Source organism: Aquimarina callyspongiae, assembly GCF_034322225.1.
Taxonomy (GTDB): Bacteria; Bacteroidota; Bacteroidia; order Flavobacteriales; family Flavobacteriaceae; genus Aquimarina.
In genome coordinates, this window is sequence record NZ_JAXLPA010000005.1 from 202,275 (window position 1) to 219,559 (window position 17,285).

Below are 17,285 nucleotides of genomic sequence, written 5' to 3' on the forward strand. Positions count from 1 at the left end.
AACCAAGTTTTAAACCACTTATGTCTGATTATTCTTTTATCAGCTTAAATGTTTTATTAGATGTTCCTGCAATAACTTTTACAAAGTATACTCCACTTGATAGTTCCCGAATATCTATACGATTTATTTTTGTAACTGAAATCTGTTTTAACCTGACACCATTGATCGTGTATATATGTATATCAGTTCTATCAGAAAGACCAGAAATCTGAACATAATCGTTTGCAGGATTAGGTGTAATAATCACCTGATCTAACTCTCGATCTTCTACACTCAATACAGGAACAACATTTACAGTTCTGGTAACCTCTATAGCCATATTTCCTGAAGCATCAGTTGCATTATAATAAATGGTATAAGTACCAATCGTATCCATAAATTCAGAATCATCAATGACAACCTGAGATCCATCGTCGGTTGTTGCACCTAACTCAGTATAACCATCTCCCAATACAACCTCTTGTGGATTGTCTCCAAGTAATGTAATAACAGGAGGTGTATTATCACAGTTTAACCCTCCATCATTAATGTTCCAATTATAAGGAGCACTTGTTAACATATTTCTTGCCGCTTCTGCCAAACAATAGGTAGCATCTGCGCTTAAATCTATATCTATAGGAATTTGTGTTTCTCCAACTTCTAAGGTGGCCCAACCGATAAGTGTCGCATCATAATTAGCAGTAGACATGGCTGTTCTTAAAAATAGATTGTTCATTAGTGTGACTTCACTAATATCCCAATTACCTAAATTTTGATCAAACGAAGAAGCTCCCCAAAACATCTCATCCATATTAGAAATACTAGATACATCCCACAAGTCCAAAGGTTGATTAAAGCTGGATGCTGAGAAAAATAATCGTTTCAAAGTTATCATTCCTGAGACATCCCAAGAGTTTAAAGGTTGATTGAATGTGTTTGCTCTAAAAAACATACTTCTAATATTTGAAACTTTACTTAAGTCCCAGTTTCCGATCGGTTGGTTAAAAGAGGTTGCCGTAGAGAACATACTGTTCATATTAATAACCTTAGTACTCACAAACTCTCCGATATTCCAACTACTTATGTTCTGGTTAAACTTAAAGTTAGAATAGAATGCTAATTCAAAGTTGGTTACTCTTCCTACATTCCAACTGCGAATATTCCCATTAAAATTATCTGCTTCATAAAACATATCTTTCATATTGGTGATAGTACTCGTATCCCAATTAGAAAAATCTGGAGATGCCAGAGCTCTGCAGCGTCTAAACATTCTACTAAGGTTGTTTACATTAGATAAATCCGGAGCATCTGTGGCAGTAATCTGAAGCTGAGTACATCCATCAAAAGCATTTTGAAAACTTGCCCACTGTATTGTACCCCATTGCTCAATAGAGCTTATTTTATTTATATCACCTGTATTATTAAAATAAATTCTTGGAAAATCACCGGTGATTTTTACGGTATACGTTCCTGCTGTAGCATATTCATGGGTGACATCTCCTGTAAAACCACCTTCAATAGTACCATCTCCCCAATCAATATTATAATTATATCCTGATCCTGTTGTGGGTATAGTAATACTTTCATTAGCTGAAGTAGTTTGCCAAGTAGTTATAAAAGCACCTGTAAAATCGCAACCTACTCCGCCATCCGTAATCATCCAATTGTAAGGAGCAGTCGTTAGCGTATTTCTGGCTGTAATTCCCAAACAATACGTAGCATCTGCATCTAATTGTACATTTGCAGGGATTTGAGTTTCGGCAATATCCAAAGTTGCCCAACCAATTAAAGTTGCATCGTAATTATTTTGAGACATACCTGAGCGGACAAACATATTGATCATACCATCTCTATCTGTAGTACTGATATCCCAATTACCCAAATCCTGATCAAACGCAACTGCTCCTTCAAACATGGATTCAAAAAAAGCGGCGTCAGTCATAGTCCAATCACCTATAGGTTTATTAAAAGATGTTGCCCCATGAAACATATGTTCAAAATCAGATACATTTTCAGGTCTCCACAAATTTAAAGATTGATTAAATGCGGTATTATCCTGAAACATATTACCCATGGTTTGTACACCACTTACATTCCAGTTATTGATATTTTCATTAAATGTCGATCCTTCAAAGAGACTAACCAAGCTAATAACATTAGTAATATCCCAGTTGTTCATCTCTCCTCCGTTATCTACAAATGAAGTAGTGCCTCTAAACATTGAATCCATAAATTGTACAACGCTTAAATCCGGTATATCCGATGCATTTAACACCAAATTTGTACATCCTCTAAAAGCAGCATTCATATTAGACCACTGTTGCGATCCCCACTGCTCAATAGAAAGAATTTTGTCCTTATCTCCTGTTCCGTTAAAAAAGACTCTTGGGAAATCACCGGTAATTTTTATGGTATACGTTCTAGCATTTGTGTAGGTATGAGATGGTGGGGTATCATCGGTTACAACGCTGGTTATATTATCTCCCCATTCTATTACATAATTATAAGATTCTCCACCAAAAGAAGGTATCGTAATTGTTTCATTTGAAGTTGTAGTCTGCCATGTCGTAATAAACTTTTCATTTTCTGGACATCCTAAGCCAAGATCCGAAATTCTCCAGTTATAATCATTCACCAATTGTGCACGTTCTGCAAAAGCATCACAGTATCGGGTAAGATCAACCGATAAAACAACATCGCGGGGAATTCTGGTTTCTCCCGGATCCAGTGTAGCCCAGCCCTTTAGTGTTTTATCGTAATTTTCTAAAGAGAAACTATTAGTAGCAAGAGAAGTTGTTGTAATAAAACTTCTCATGTTTATGACCTCGCTAATATCCCAATTTCCTAAATCCTGATTAAAATTCGGACACTCATAGAACATTCCACTAAAGTTCGTTACATTAGAAACATCCCAATCCCCAACATCTTCATTAAAACCTGAATCAATAAACATAGCGTTCATATTGTCGATGCTAGCTGTGTTCCATTGTCCTATGCCATTTTGCAAATCTTCAAAATTAGTAGTGTTCGCAAACATTCTTGTTGCATTGGTTACCAAGCTAAGATCAGGACTATCCATCGCATTTAGTGTAAGATTAGCACATCCATTAAATGCTTGCGCCATGGATTCCCATGCTATGGTACCCCACTGCTCTATGGTTAAAATCTTATTTTTATTACCTCCGTTATTGAAAAATATCCTAGGGAAGTCTCCTGTAATTTTTATAGTATACCTTCTTGCTGTCGTATATTCATGTGTAGCATTTGCTGTAAAGCCAACTTCTATGGTTCCATCTCCCCAATCAACAGAATAGTTGTATCCAGCTCCTGTTGTGGGTATGGTAATGCTTTCGTTTGCTGTGGTAGTTTCCCAAGTAGTGATAAAAGCATTCGTAAAATTACAACTTAATCCCCCATCGGTAATAGTCCAATTATATGGAGTGTTGGTTAGTATATTTCTAGCAGCTTCTCCTAAACAGTAGGTACTATTACCTCCGTTAAACATAATATCCGTAGGTATTTGTGTTTCTCCAGTGTCTAAACTAGACCAACCGATTAAGGTACTATCATAATTTACTGTTGAAATTTCTGCATTCGTGAACATACTATTCATACTGATGACTTTAGAAATATCCCAAGCTCCTAAATCCTGATCAAACACTTGAGAGGCTAAAAACATGGATGACATATTCTCAACTGCACTGGTATCCCAAATATCTAATGGTTGATTAAAGGATTGCGTTCCCGAAAACATACTTGATAAATTGTTAACTTTACTAACATCCCAATTATTTAATGGTTGGTTAAAATCTTCTGTAAAATTGAACATTCCTGCCATATTAATTTCATCCGATACAGCAACAAACTCACCAATATTCCAGCTTCCAATATTTTGATTAAAGATTGTACTCCCTCCAAACATATTAGAGAAATCTGTTACTTTACCCACATTCCACGAAGTAATATTTTCATTAAACTTTGTGGCAGATTGAAATAATGCATCCATATTGGTGACATTAGAGGTATCCCAAGAATTCATAACGTCTTTATTATCCACTAAGTTTAGCGCAATTCTGAACATTCTGGACATATCGGTAACATTGGATAAATTAGGTGTATCATCGGCATTCAATACTAAGTTTCTACAACCTTCAAAGGCTGATTGCATACTGATCCATTGTTGTGTCCCCCATTGTTCAATTGTTCTGATTTTATTAGAATCTCCATCATTATTAAAGTAGATTCTTGGAAAATCACCCGTAATTCTAACGGTATATGTTCCTGCCGTTTCGTAATTATGCGAAGCATTTGCTATATTTCCATATTCAACTGTTCCATCACCCCAATCGATGTCATAGTTATATCCTGTTTCTACAGTTGGAATGGTAATACTTTCGTTATCAGCAGTAGTTTGCCAGGTAGTTATAAAGAAATCTGTTGAAGCGCAGGCCGCCCCATCATCAGAGATAGACCAATTGAATCCACTATCATCAATCAGTGTGTTTCTAGCTTCAGCTCCAAAACAGTATTGGCTACCTTCAAAGCTGATACTGATATTAGACGGAATTGTCTCTCCTACATCCTGTTTTGCCCAACCGATAAGCGTGGCATCATAATTTTCTATCGAAAGTCCTGATTGTTGGAACATTGCCCCCATATTAGTGACACTCGAAAGATTCCAGTCGCCCACATTTTGATCAAAGTCCGATGCTCCAAAGAACATACCTCCCATATTTTCTACGTTACTTGTATCCCAAGTATCTAATGGTTGGTTAAAAGCTGTTGCAAAACCAAACATACTCACCATATTGGTTACTTTACTTATATCCCAAGTATTTAGTGATTGGTTGAATCTACTAGCAGAATCAAACATAGCTTGCATAGTAATAGTACCTGTCACAAATTCTCCGACATTCCAACCGCCAATATTTTGATTAAACTGCGCATTATTATTAAACATCCCTAAGAAGTTTTCTACTTTACCTACATCCCAAGAAGTGATATTAAAGTCAAAAATAGAATCGGCAAACATATATGCCATATTAGTAATGGTGCTTGTGTTCCATGAATTCATAGATGCTTCATTATCTACAATGTTATTAGTACCCATAAACATACGCTCCAGCGATGTTGCCAGACTTAGATCAGGGGCATCAGTTACATTCAACTCTAAAGCAGTACAGCCATAAAACGCACGCTCCATGCTGGTCCACTGCTGCGTTCCCCATTGGTCTATAGAAGTAATGAGGTCTTTTGATCCTGTATTATTAAAATAGATTCTAGGAAAATCTCCTATTATTTTCACTCGATATACTCCAGCGGTAGTATAAGTATGTGTTGCGTTTCCTGTATATCCAAACTCAATCGTTCCATCACCCCAATCGATATCATAATTATACCCAATTTCTGTAGTAGGTATGGTGATGCTTTGGTTCGCTGTAGTCGTTCGCCAGGTGGTGATAAAAAAGTCTGTACTTGCACAAGCAGATCCTCCATCATTGATCTCCCAATTTTTATCAATATCCAGTATAGTGCGCGCAGACTCTCCTAAGCAATAGGTAAGCCCTGAAGCGCCAAGATTAAGATTATCTGGCGTATTAGGATTCCTTGCCCAACTAATTAGTGTTGTATCATAATTTGCGGTACTCAGATTCGTGCCATTTAGCATATTCACCAGATCCGTAGCATTGCTTAAATCCCAATCCCCCAAATCTTCGTCAAAAACAGAGGCTCCTTGAAACGTGCTTCTAAAGTTTTCTACCGTACTTAAATTCCAGTTCTTCATTTGTCCACCATTATCGACTAACTTTCTACAGTCTTTAAAAGCCTTAAACATATTTGTAACATTGGATAAATCAGGAATATCCGTAGCATTAATCACTACATTTCCTGCACCTTCAAAAGCTCTATCAAAAGAAGACCATTGCCCAGTACCCCATTGCTCTACAGAACGCATTTTGTTCCCAATATTTGTAAAATTGTTGGTATACAATCTTGCAAATGCTCCAGATATTTTAACGATATAAGTTCCTGCAGTAGCATATGTATGTGATGAGTTTCCTCCTTGATTTTCTGAAGTGGTACCATCTCCCCATTCTACATTATAAAAAGATCCACCTCCAGAGGTGCGAATTTGTATACTTTCATTGTTGGATGTGGTTTGCCAAGTGGTAATAAATTTATCGGCTTCCGTACAATTGATTGCATCTCCGGATATTCTCCAACTTTCTCCACCAATCAAACTCTGTCTTGCTGTTGCTGCATTACAATAACTTAAACCACTAGAATTCAAGGGCACACCTCTTGGAATTCTAGTTTCTCCATTGGCTATGTCTAAAGTTGCCCAGCCGATTAAAGTAGCTTCATAATTTTCTTGTGACATACTAGTTCCTACAAAAAAGCTACTTAGTTGACTATTATCTGGAATATTACTTAAATCTAATGCCCCTAAATTCTGATTAAAATCTGTAGCATTAATAAATAAATTTTCTATTCCTACCGTATTTGCAAGACTTTGAAGTTTCCAGGAACTAATGTCTTGATTAAACTTTCTTGCATTAGAAAATGCTAGATTTAATGATGTTACATTTCGTACATCCCAATTGTTTAAAGGTTGATTAAATGTAGAGGTTCCACCAAATATCAACCCCATTTCTTGAACATTAGCAACATTCCATGCATTGATATTTTCATTAAAACCGGAAAAACGAAAAAGACTTCTCATATTAATAATATTTCCCGTATTCCAATTTCCTATAATGCCTTTTAAATCTTCGAGATTAGAGGTTCCACGAAACATCTTCTCCATAGAAGTTACTATACTTAAATCTGGGGTATCATCTGCATTTAGTTTCAAATTGTTGCAGCCTTCAAAGGCTGAATTCATGTTTGTCCACTGCTGTTTTCCCCATTGCTCAATAGTCAATATCTTACTTCTATCCCCTGAATTATCAAAGTAAATCCGTGGAAAATCACCGTAAATTTCTATGTTATGTATTCCTGGTGTTTCAAATGTATGAGTAACATCACTGGTATTTCCGACAGAGATAGAACCATCTCCCCAGTTTACGGTATAATTGTATCCAGAACCAGCAGTAGGTATAGTAATGGTTTCATTTTCGGTTGTAGTTTCCCAAGTAGTAATGAATTTATCTTCCTCACAAGCTTCACCTCCATCTATAATGGTCCAGTTAAATTCTGATGGATTGGTAAGTATATTGTTTCGTGCTAAACTTGCATTACAATAGGTACTATTTCCAGCGCTAAAAGACACATTATTGTTCAAACTCAGTAATGCCCATCTGTTTAAGGTATCGTCATAATTGTCTGATGATAATTGTATTCCCTCAAACATATCCGTCATTTGAATGGCATTACTAACATTCCAAAAACCAAAAGTTTCATCAATAGGTGCCCTGGCAAAGGCTCTATTAAAATTAGTAATAGTGCTTACATTCCAGTTTTGCACGGCACCGCCATTATCTTTTAGGGATATACATTCCCTAAACATATCCTGCATATCCGTGCAATTAGATAGATTAGGCGTATCTGTAGCATTTATTTCCAGATTGGTACATCCATAAAAAGCTTCTCGCATACTCGTCCAGGTATTGTTCCCCCATTGTTCTATAGATACTACTTTTTGTGTATCCCCTGTATTAGTAAAAAAGATTCTAGGAAAAGTACCTCTTATGGTAATGATATAATCACGTGCTTCAGTATACATATGGGTAGCATCCCCAGTAAATCCATTTTCAAAAGCAGTAATAATAGTGACTCCTCCTGATTGATAAGGGTCACTCCACCGTACATCATAATTGTAGGTTTCATTGATATTGGTGGGTATGGTGAAGGTTTCATTTGAGCTAGAGATTCTTATTTTCATTCGAAAAGTATCCTGGGCAAATGCCGTACTAAAAAAACTAACAATAAAAAATAGTGTAATGTAAAAGTGTTTCATAAGGGGATTTTTTGGAAAAAAGAATTAAAATCAAAAAATACTTTATCAAAAGTGAGTACAAAATTAAGATAGTTTTAAGAACTCTAAAGAAATAAGGGGTTGCAATAGGGTTGCACCCCGTTAAATGATTGGATGTTTATTCCTTGTTATTAAAGTTTCTTATAAACTCAATAATGTCCATTTTTGAATCAACTCCTATTTTCTTACGAATACGGGATCGTGAGGATTTGATGGCAGAAACCGTATTGTTTTGTAGTTTACTGATTTGGGTGGCATTCAATCCTAATGTCATTAAACAAAGAAGCTCTTTTTCCTTTTCATTCAATTTAGAGAAATTATTATCTAAAATCACTTTAAAATCCAGATTTACCTTATTGAGATAAGATTTTAGATCGGTTGAATTATTTTTTGCCACTTTTTCAGAAAGTAAGGACGCCGAAAGTGATTGCAATGCTGTTTTGCGTTCCTTTTCGTTTTCAAGTTTAATAATATCTTTTATCTCACCTAATGTCTTGCTCAAAACTTCCTGACGCAATGAATTTTCGATCACTACCTTTTTAAGTTCATTCTCTTTGGTAACCAAAGAGAGTTCTGCTTTTACTTTATCTAGTTGTTCTCTTTCTAATCTATTTTTAGTCAACTCTAAACGCTGTTTTGCATTCTTTTTGGTAAGCCAAAAAATAACACCCCCCATGACTGTGGCAATTACAAAAAGTAACAAGTATAGTTGCTTTCTTGAAGTTTCATTCTCAAGTTGTAATTCATTTGCTTGTTTCTCCTTTTCAAATTTATGATTCAGCTCTAATGCAGTAATGCGTTTAGCTTTTTCCGTATCATTGATAGAATCATGATAGACCTTGTATGTTTTATAATCTTGTAATGCTTGTTGATACTCTTTTCTTGTTTCATTAAGATTACTTCTGCTATAATATTGTTTTAGTAACAGCCCTTTATTTTTTTGTTCTTGGGCAATAGTAATTGCACTATCCAGATATGGTAATGCCTTTTCATATTCCTTTAATGCATTGTATAAGACCGCTACATTCAGATAACTAATACTTAATTCACTTTGGTCTCGTACTCCCTTCGAAATTCCTATATTTTCGTTATAAATAGCAATAGCCTTATCAAATTCTTTATTGCTATAATGAATTGCCGCTAAAGTACCATTTACTTTGGCTAATCTTGTTTTAGAACAAGGCAATGCTTTCACTTTTAAAATATGAATCAAAGAAGAATCATTTTGTTTATTAGCATAATAGGTTATAGCTAACATATGATGCGATACGGCCAAACTTTCAACATCGGTTAATTTTTCTTTAATCGCAATGGCATTTTTAAAATATTGTTTGGATTTTTCATAGCCCTTTTGTCTCCTATAAAACATTCCCAGATTATGTAATGAAAACCCAATTGTAACAGAATCTTTTATAGCTTCGCTAATATCTAGTGCTCTTAAATAGTTCTTCAAAGCATTTTCTGCATTACCCCGTTTGCTATCTATTATACCCAGGTAATTTAGCGCTTGTGCTTTATTCTTTTTATAATACAGTTCAGAACTCTGGATTTCTTCAAGTTGTTTTAAAACGTCATTAATAATAATTCTGGATGTATCAGAATCAAAACGACGCATCTTTTCAATTAATTCAATTTTGTATTCAATTCGAGCCGAATCAGTGATTGCTTCCTCTATTTTAAGTTTTAAATCTATAACGAGACTATCAGAAGATTGAGAAAAACAAGCCAGTGAGAAAAAAAGAGTAATTATAAAAGTGAAACTTGTTTTCAATGAGGAATTTTTAGAGCAATTAGTACAAAGTTATTTATACACAAAAATACAAGTTCATTGTATTTATATCTTAAATGAAATCAAATTGATCAATTTTTGCCACCTTATATGTTTTTTCTATATTTTTTTAAAAAAATCGTAATAAAGTAGCTTTTAAAAGAATAATTTTTAAAATATTCACAAGAAATGACATCGATAAATTTTAATACTTATATTTATCCTTTCATATTAACACAATACGTAAACAATATATGGGGACTTACAAAGTTCGGGTAAATGATACCTTGGAGTTTGAATTTACCAAAGAGGATATTTTGAATATCGATGTTATACCTGGTACCGAGGTATCTCAATATCATATCCTTGAAGACAACACGTCTTATCATACTCAAATTTCAGAAGCCGATTTCAATTCAAAAAAATATACAGTAAACGTAAACGATAGTACTTATCAAGTTGCTATCGCTGATGAATTGGATGCTCAAATCAAAGAAATGGGATTCTCCTTAGGAGCCTCCAAGCAAGTAAATTCTGTAAAAGCTCCTATGCCAGGATTATTATTAGATATTATGGTTGGAGAAGATCAAGAAGTAAAAGAAAATGATCCTTTACTAATTCTTGAAGCTATGAAAATGGAAAATGTCATTGTATCGCCTAGAGATGGCGTCATCAAATCTATTTCTGCTTCAAAAGGAGAAGCTGTGGATAAAGGACAATTATTAATCGAATTTGCTTAAGCTCATCAGTTAATCACTGTATTATGAAAAAAATATTAGTAGCCAATAGAGGCGAAATAGCCATTAGAGTAATGACTACCGCCAAAAAAATGGGTATTAAAACTGTAGCCATATATTCTACAGTAGATAGAAATGCTCCTCACGTGCAATTTGCAGATGAAGCCGTTTGCATAGGAGAAGCTCCATCCAATCAATCGTATTTATTAGGTTCAAAGATTATCAAAGTAGCCAAACAACTAGATGTTGATGCTATACATCCTGGTTATGGGTTTCTTAGTGAAAATGCCGATTTTGCTGAAGAAGTTGAACAGAATGATTTAATTTTTATAGGCCCAAAATCCAAAGCTATTAAAGTTATGGGGAGTAAGCTAGCTGCTAAAGAAGCAGTAAAAGCATATGACATACCCATGGTACCTGGAATCGATGAAGCCATTACAGATGTTGATAAAGCCATTGGAATTGCTAACGATATTGGTTTTCCTATCCTAATTAAGGCATCTGCTGGTGGAGGTGGAAAAGGAATGCGTGTTGTAGAAAAAGAAAGTGATCTCGAATCTCAAATGCAACGAGCTATTAGTGAAGCCACTTCGGCTTTTGGAGATGGATCTGTATTTATTGAAAAATACGTAGCCTCGCCAAGACACATTGAGATACAAGTCATGGCAGATAGTCACGGTAATGTGATTCATTTATTTGAAAGAGAATGTAGTGTACAACGTAGACATCAAAAGGTGGTGGAAGAAGCTCCTTCTGCAGTATTAACACCAGAACTACGTCATGAGATGGGAGAAGCTGCCGTAAAAGTGGCAAAAGCCTGTGATTATGTAGGTGCTGGAACAGTTGAATTTCTTCTGGATGAAAAACATAATTTTTATTTCCTTGAAATGAATACACGTTTACAAGTAGAACACCCAGTAACAGAATTAATTACTGGAGTTGATCTTGTAGAACAACAAATTAAAGTAGCCAGAGGAGAAAAACTTTCAATACAACAAGAAAATCTAAATATTGAAGGGCACGCATTAGAGCTTCGTGTGTATGCAGAAGACCCATTGAATGATTTTTTACCAAGTGTTGGTCATCTTGATGCATACCAAATTCCAGTAGGAGAAGGTATTCGAGTAGATAATGGTTTTAAAGAAGGAATGGATATCCCGATCTATTACGATCCAATGTTGGCTAAACTTATCACCTATGGTAAAACAAGAGAAGAAGCGATTCAAATAATGCTTAAAGCCATCAGTGAGTACAAAGTAGAAGGTGTTTCTACTACGCTTCCTTTTGGAAAATTTGTATGCGAACACGAAGCTTTCAGATCCGGGAATTTTGATACGCATTTTGTTAAGAAATACTATGCAACAGAAAAGATTGAAGCAGCCACTACTCAGGAAGCAAAAATAGCCGCTATGATTGCTATGAAACAATACCTGGACGATCAAAAAATTGTAAGACTCCCAATACATTAATCATTTTATGGATTCTAAAATAAAAACATTACAGGAAAAAGTTCAACAAGCTAAGTTAGGCGGAGGTGAAAAACGTATTGAAGCGCAACACGCTAAGAAAAAATTAACTGCGCGTGAGCGTATTGAATATTTAATGGATGAAGGTTCCTTTGAAGAAATAGGTATTCTGGTAACGCATCGTACCACTGATTTTGGTATGGACAAACAAATATTTTCTGGTGATGGAGTCGTTACCGGTTATGGAACAGTAAATGGTAGGCTTATATATGTATATGCCCAGGATTTTACTGTATTTGGCGGTTCTTTATCCGAAACACACGCAGAAAAGATCTGTAAAATCATGGATATGGCTGTTAAAATGGGAGCACCAATAATCGGTTTAAATGATTCTGGTGGAGCTCGTATACAGGAAGGTGTGAGATCATTAGGTGGATATGCAGATATTTTTTATCGCAATGTACAAGCATCTGGAGTTATACCACAGATTTCTGCAATTATGGGACCTTGTGCTGGTGGTGCTGTATACTCACCTGCAATGACTGATTTTACTCTTATGGTAGAAGATACTAGTTACATGTTTGTAACTGGTCCAAATGTGGTTAAAACGGTTACTAACGAAGAAGTCACTTCTGAAGAATTAGGTGGAGCCAGTACACATTCTACTAAATCTGGGGTAGCACACGTGACCTCAGCCAATGATGTTGAGTGTCTTGAAGACGTTAAGAAATTATTGAGTTATTTACCACAAAGTAATATAGAAACTCCCGGCGCACTTGAATATACTTTGACTGATGAAGTAAGAGAAGTATTGACAAACATCGTTCCGGATAATCCTAATAAACCTTATGATATGCACGAGGTTATTGACGGGATTATTGATGAAGATTCTTTTTATGAAATTCATAAAGATTATGCAGAAAATATTATCGTAGGATTTGCCAGATTAGGAGGTCAAAGTGTAGGTATTGTTGCTAACCAACCTATGTTTTTGGCTGGTGTTTTGGATGTGAATAGTTCAAAAAAAGCTGCTCGTTTTACTCGGTTCTGCGATTGCTTTAATATTCCATTACTTGTTCTTGTAGACGTTCCTGGATTCTTGCCAGGTACGGATCAAGAATGGAATGGAATCATTGTTCACGGAGCAAAACTATTATATGCCTTAAGTGAAGCCACAGTACCTAAAGTTACTGTTATTACTCGTAAAGCATATGGGGGTGCCTATGATGTTATGAACTCTAAACATATTGGTGCAGATATGAACTTTGCCTGGCCTACAGCAGAAATTGCTGTGATGGGAGCCAAAGGTGCCAGTGAAATTATCTTTAGAAGAGAGATACTCGCTTCTGATGATCCTGCTGCTAAACTTGCTGAAAAAGAAGCTGAATATGCAGATAAATTTGCAAATCCTTACCGTGCAGCACAACGAGGCTTTATTGATGAGGTAATCTTACCAGAGAATACCAGAAGAAAGCTAATCAAAGCTTTTAGTATGTTGGAGAACAAACATGTGGATCGACCAAAACGAAAACACGGAAACATTCCATTATAATTTACAAGACCCCAAAGACATTGAAAACCTTTGGGGTTTTATTTTTTTATGATTTCTTGTCGATGATTTAATCCCAAATCAATCAATTCTGCTATTAAATTATCTAACGTTCTACCGTGAGATGTAAGTGCATATTCTACTGTGATGGGTTTTGAATTTACAACGGTTCGCGTAATTAACCGGTTCATTTCCAAATATTGTAAATCGCTAGACAACTTTTTAGAAGTAATTCCATTCAAAGCTTTTTTAAGTTTCATAAAACGCATCGTCCCGTTTAATAACAAGATACCTATTATCAGTATTTTCCATTTACCTGATATCAGTTCCATAGTGTCTTTTATAGCTAATATTTGTTCTATGCATTGTCTTGACAGAACGATTTCTTCATCTTTTTCCATGTTAAATTCTACTTTATAGTTTCTTTAAGTATACTAGTATACTCAAAGAAACTAATACTACAAATATATAACTCTCAATATACCTTTGTGAGAACAAATTAAAATAAATATTATGTCAGTAATTATGTATGTAGATTTTCCTCATCAAGATGTTTGGGGAGATGAGATGGCAAGTCAAATGTCTGAGCTTGCAGAAAGTATAATGAGTGAACCTGGTTGTATTTGGAAAATATGGACCGAGAACAAATTAGATCAAACTGCAGGAGGAGTTTATTTATTTGACACAAGATCAAATGCTGAAAACTATCTACTAAAACATACCGAAAGATTAACAAAATGGGGTTATAAAGCTATAAGAGGTCGCGTTTTTGAAGTAAATAAAGAACTTTCGACAATAGATAAAGGTCCTATTTAATTCTATTACCAAAAAACCTCAAGATTTTCAGAAGTTTTGAGGTTTTATTTTAAAAATAAGAGATCTAATTAAACTCTGTTTTGTTAGATATTTATTAGGGAAAATTCATTCATATTCAATACCCATTGTAACAATTCATTCATTAGTTCGTCGAGTTTCTATCATATCAAAACTCGAAAAAATGTATTCAAATAAAAAAATGGGGAGACTCGCAGGAGCACTCTTTTTAATCCTCGTTATCGCTGGAGTATTTGCAGAATTTTTTGTTAGACAGAAGCTTTTCGTATCTAATGACCTTGCTGCCACAACACAAAATATAATTGACAATGAATGGCTTTTTCGCTTAGGATTTGTGAGTGATTTATTAATGTCAACCACGTTCTTTTTTTATACGTATGTTCTCTATCTCATTTTTAAATCCGTGAGCAAGAATATTTCTCTATTCATGTTATTATGTGTGGTTATTTCGGTAGCAATGTATTGTCAAAACATGTTAAATCAGTACTCTGCACTTATGCTATTAACTGATCCTAGCTATAGTGAAGCATTTAGAAATGATCAATTACAGGTATTATCTACCTTCTTTTTAAATATTCATACTGAAGGGTATTTTGTAAACCAAATATTTTATGGGATGTATCTATTACCTTTAGGCTATATGATTTATAAATCACGTCTTGTTCCTAGAATCATAGGAGTGTTATTGATGTTGGGGTGTATTGTAGATCTGATAAATTTTGGAGTCTATTTTCTTTTCCCAAATACAGAATCAGTTTTTTTACAGAATATCACTATTCCAGCAGATATAGCAGAAATATCTTTTTGTTTATGGTTATTAATTATGGGGGTCAGAAACCAACCCCCAAATTAATTTATTCTTATATTTCTTTTATAATGAAATTATAGTGCTTCATCCATAATATGTTGCACTACTTCAGGATTCAATAATGTACTGGTATCACCTAAATTACCGGTATCTTTTGATGCTATTTTTCTTAAAATACGTCGCATAATTTTACCACTTCGAGTTTTGGGTAGTCCAGGTACAAACTGTATTTTATCAAGTTTTGCTATCGGTCCGATCTTATCTGTAATCTGTTGATTAACTTCTTTACTAAGGTTATCTCGATCTCTTGATTCTCCGGTTTCCTTAAGAATTACATATCCGTATAATGCGTTTCCTTTAATCTCATGAGGGAATCCTACGATTGCAGATTCTGCCACTGCCGGATGTTCGTTGATCGCATCTTCAATTGGAGCAGTACCTAAGTTGTGACCGGATACAATAATTACATCATCTACTCTACCGGTAATTCTATAATACCCTACCTCATCACGTAATGCTCCATCGCCCGTGAAATATTTATTTTCAAAAGCAGAAAAATATGTATCACGGTAACGTTGATGATTCCCCCAAATAGTACGGGCCATAGAAGGCCATGGATACTTGATACATAACCTACCTTCTACCTGATTCCCATGTATCTCCTTACCGTTTTCATCCATTAGTGCTGGTTGTATGCCTGGCATTGGCAAGGTAGCATATGTGGGTTTAGTTGGTGTAGCAAAAGGTATAGGAGAAATCAATATTCCACCAGTTTCAGTTTGCCACCAGGTATCTACTATCGGGCATTTCTTTTCACCTACATGATCATTATACCAGTGCCAAGCTTCTTCATTAATAGGTTCTCCTACAGTTCCTAATACTTTTAAGCTCGATAAATCTCGATTGGTAACATAATCCAGATTTTCTTTTGCTAATGCTCTAATAGCCGTAGGCGCTGTATAAAATTGTGTGATCTTATGTTTTTCTACGATATCCCAAAATCGTCCAAAATCAGGATACGATGGTACTCCTTCAAACATCACTGTAGTAGCTCCATTTGCTAAAGGTCCATATACGATATATGAATGCCCTGTAATCCACCCTATATCAGCTGTACACCAATAGATATCATCCTGCTGGTATTGAAATACATTCTTAAATGTATAGGCAGTATATACCATATAACCAGCTGTAGTATGCATCATCCCTTTTGGTGTTCCGGTAGAACCAGAGGTATATAGAATAAATAAAGGATCTTCTGCATCCATAATTTCAGGTTCGCAGTTAATATCAGCTTTATCTAACAGTGGTTGTAACCACTGATCTCTATCAAGTTTCATCTTTACATCAGAATTGATGCGCTTAGCTACCAGTACTGTTTCTATACCTGGGCATTGCTCTAAAGCTTCATCCACAATGCTTTTTAGGTCAATAGTTTTTGCACCTCTATACGAGCCATCTGATGTAATAACCATTTTAGCTTCGCAATCATTAATTCTTGTTGCTAAGGCAGTGGATGAAAATCCTGCAAATACAACAGAGTGTATTGCTCCTATTCTGGCGCAGGCTAAAACCGATATCGCCAGTTCTGGAATCATTGGTAGATAGATACATACCCGATCTCCTTTTTTGATCCCGTTATTTTTTAACACATTTGCAAATCTACATACACGTTCATGTAATTGTTTGTATGTAATATGCTCTGCTTCATCATCGGGGTTATTAGGTTCAAATAGAATAGCCGTTTGATCTCCTCTTACATGCAAATGACGATCAATACAGTTCTCTGTAATATTAAGTTTGGCTCCATCAAACCATTTTACTTCGGGTTTAGAAAAATCCCAGTCTAATACACTGTTCCATTTTTTACGCCATAAAAAGTGTTCTTCGGCCACTTCGCTCCAAAATACTTCAGGATTACGAACAGATTTACGATATACCTGAAAATATTCTTCGAGATGTTTTATGTGATAATTACTCATTTTGGCTATTGTGGTTTTATATTATTAAGGTTTTGTGCTTTTATTTTTCTTTGAATATCAAATATAAGATTTTACCTTGGCTACCTGAATTAAATTAAAACAAACTGTTTCGTGAATTTCTTTCAGGTTTTATTTCAAACAAAGAATTTTTGTTTAAAATAAAGAGTCAGATTGAGTTCAATAT

9 protein-coding genes are annotated in these 17,285 nt (G+C 35.1%); 5 read left to right on the plus strand and 4 right to left on the minus strand.

The features are described from left to right. Window positions 1–28 precede the first annotated feature (28 nt). Both U0D62_RS20595 and U0D62_RS20600 read right to left on the minus strand, forming a co-directional pair. Window positions 29–7,939: a BspA family leucine-rich repeat surface protein gene (locus U0D62_RS20595; protein ID WP_322289237.1), complete on the minus strand. Its 7,911-nt coding sequence runs from the start codon at window positions 7,937–7,939 to the stop codon at window positions 29–31. Window positions 7,940–8,075: 136 nt separating this feature from the next. Then, entirely contained in the window at window positions 8,076–9,728 is a 1,653-nt protein-coding gene (locus tag U0D62_RS20600; protein ID WP_322289238.1) for a tetratricopeptide repeat protein, read from the minus strand. 251 nt (window positions 9,729–9,979) lie between these two features. Between U0D62_RS20600 and U0D62_RS20605 the strand changes: the two genes are divergently transcribed. The 3 genes from U0D62_RS20605 to U0D62_RS20615 are packed head-to-tail and all read left to right on the plus strand — an operon-like array spanning window position 9,980 to window position 13,480. Then, complete coding sequence (locus tag U0D62_RS20605) at window positions 9,980–10,465, plus strand: acyl-CoA carboxylase biotin carboxyl carrier protein subunit (RefSeq protein ID WP_322289239.1); 486 nt, start codon at window positions 9,980–9,982, stop codon at window positions 10,463–10,465. A gap of 23 nt (window positions 10,466–10,488) precedes the next feature. Continuing rightward, window positions 10,489–11,931, plus strand: coding sequence for an acetyl-CoA carboxylase biotin carboxylase subunit (accC, locus tag U0D62_RS20610; protein WP_322289240.1), 1,443 nt, complete (start codon window positions 10,489–10,491; stop codon window positions 11,929–11,931). Window positions 11,932–11,938: 7 nt separating this feature from the next. Next, window positions 11,939–13,480 carry an acyl-CoA carboxylase subunit beta gene (locus U0D62_RS20615; protein WP_322289241.1) on the plus strand — a complete coding sequence of 514 codons (1,542 nt, stop codon included), beginning with the start codon at window positions 11,939–11,941 and terminating at the stop codon, window positions 13,478–13,480. 38 nt (window positions 13,481–13,518) lie between these two features. On the opposite strand, the gene U0D62_RS20620 is transcribed toward U0D62_RS20615, so the two are convergent. Next, window positions 13,519–13,878, minus strand: a complete 360-nt coding sequence (locus tag U0D62_RS20620; protein ID WP_322289242.1) for a winged helix-turn-helix transcriptional regulator — start codon at window positions 13,876–13,878, stop codon at window positions 13,519–13,521. Window positions 13,879–13,990: 112 nt separating this feature from the next. On the opposite strand from U0D62_RS20620, the gene U0D62_RS20625 reads away from it, so the two are divergent. Together U0D62_RS20625 and U0D62_RS20630 are read left to right on the plus strand one after the other, a co-directional pair. Beyond that, window positions 13,991–14,293, plus strand: coding sequence for a monooxygenase (locus U0D62_RS20625; RefSeq protein ID WP_322289243.1), 303 nt, complete (start codon window positions 13,991–13,993; stop codon window positions 14,291–14,293). A 181-nt stretch (window positions 14,294–14,474) separates the two neighbouring features. Further along, window positions 14,475–15,164 carry a DUF4386 domain-containing protein gene (locus tag U0D62_RS20630; RefSeq protein ID WP_322289244.1) on the plus strand — a complete coding sequence of 230 codons (690 nt, stop codon included), beginning with the start codon at window positions 14,475–14,477 and terminating at the stop codon, window positions 15,162–15,164. Between the two features lie 29 nt (window positions 15,165–15,193). On the opposite strand, the gene acs is transcribed toward U0D62_RS20630, so the two are convergent. Next, window positions 15,194–17,101: an acetate--CoA ligase gene (acs, locus tag U0D62_RS20635; protein ID WP_322289245.1), complete on the minus strand. Its 1,908-nt coding sequence runs from the start codon at window positions 17,099–17,101 to the stop codon at window positions 15,194–15,196. Window positions 17,102–17,285: the final 184 nt, after the last annotated feature.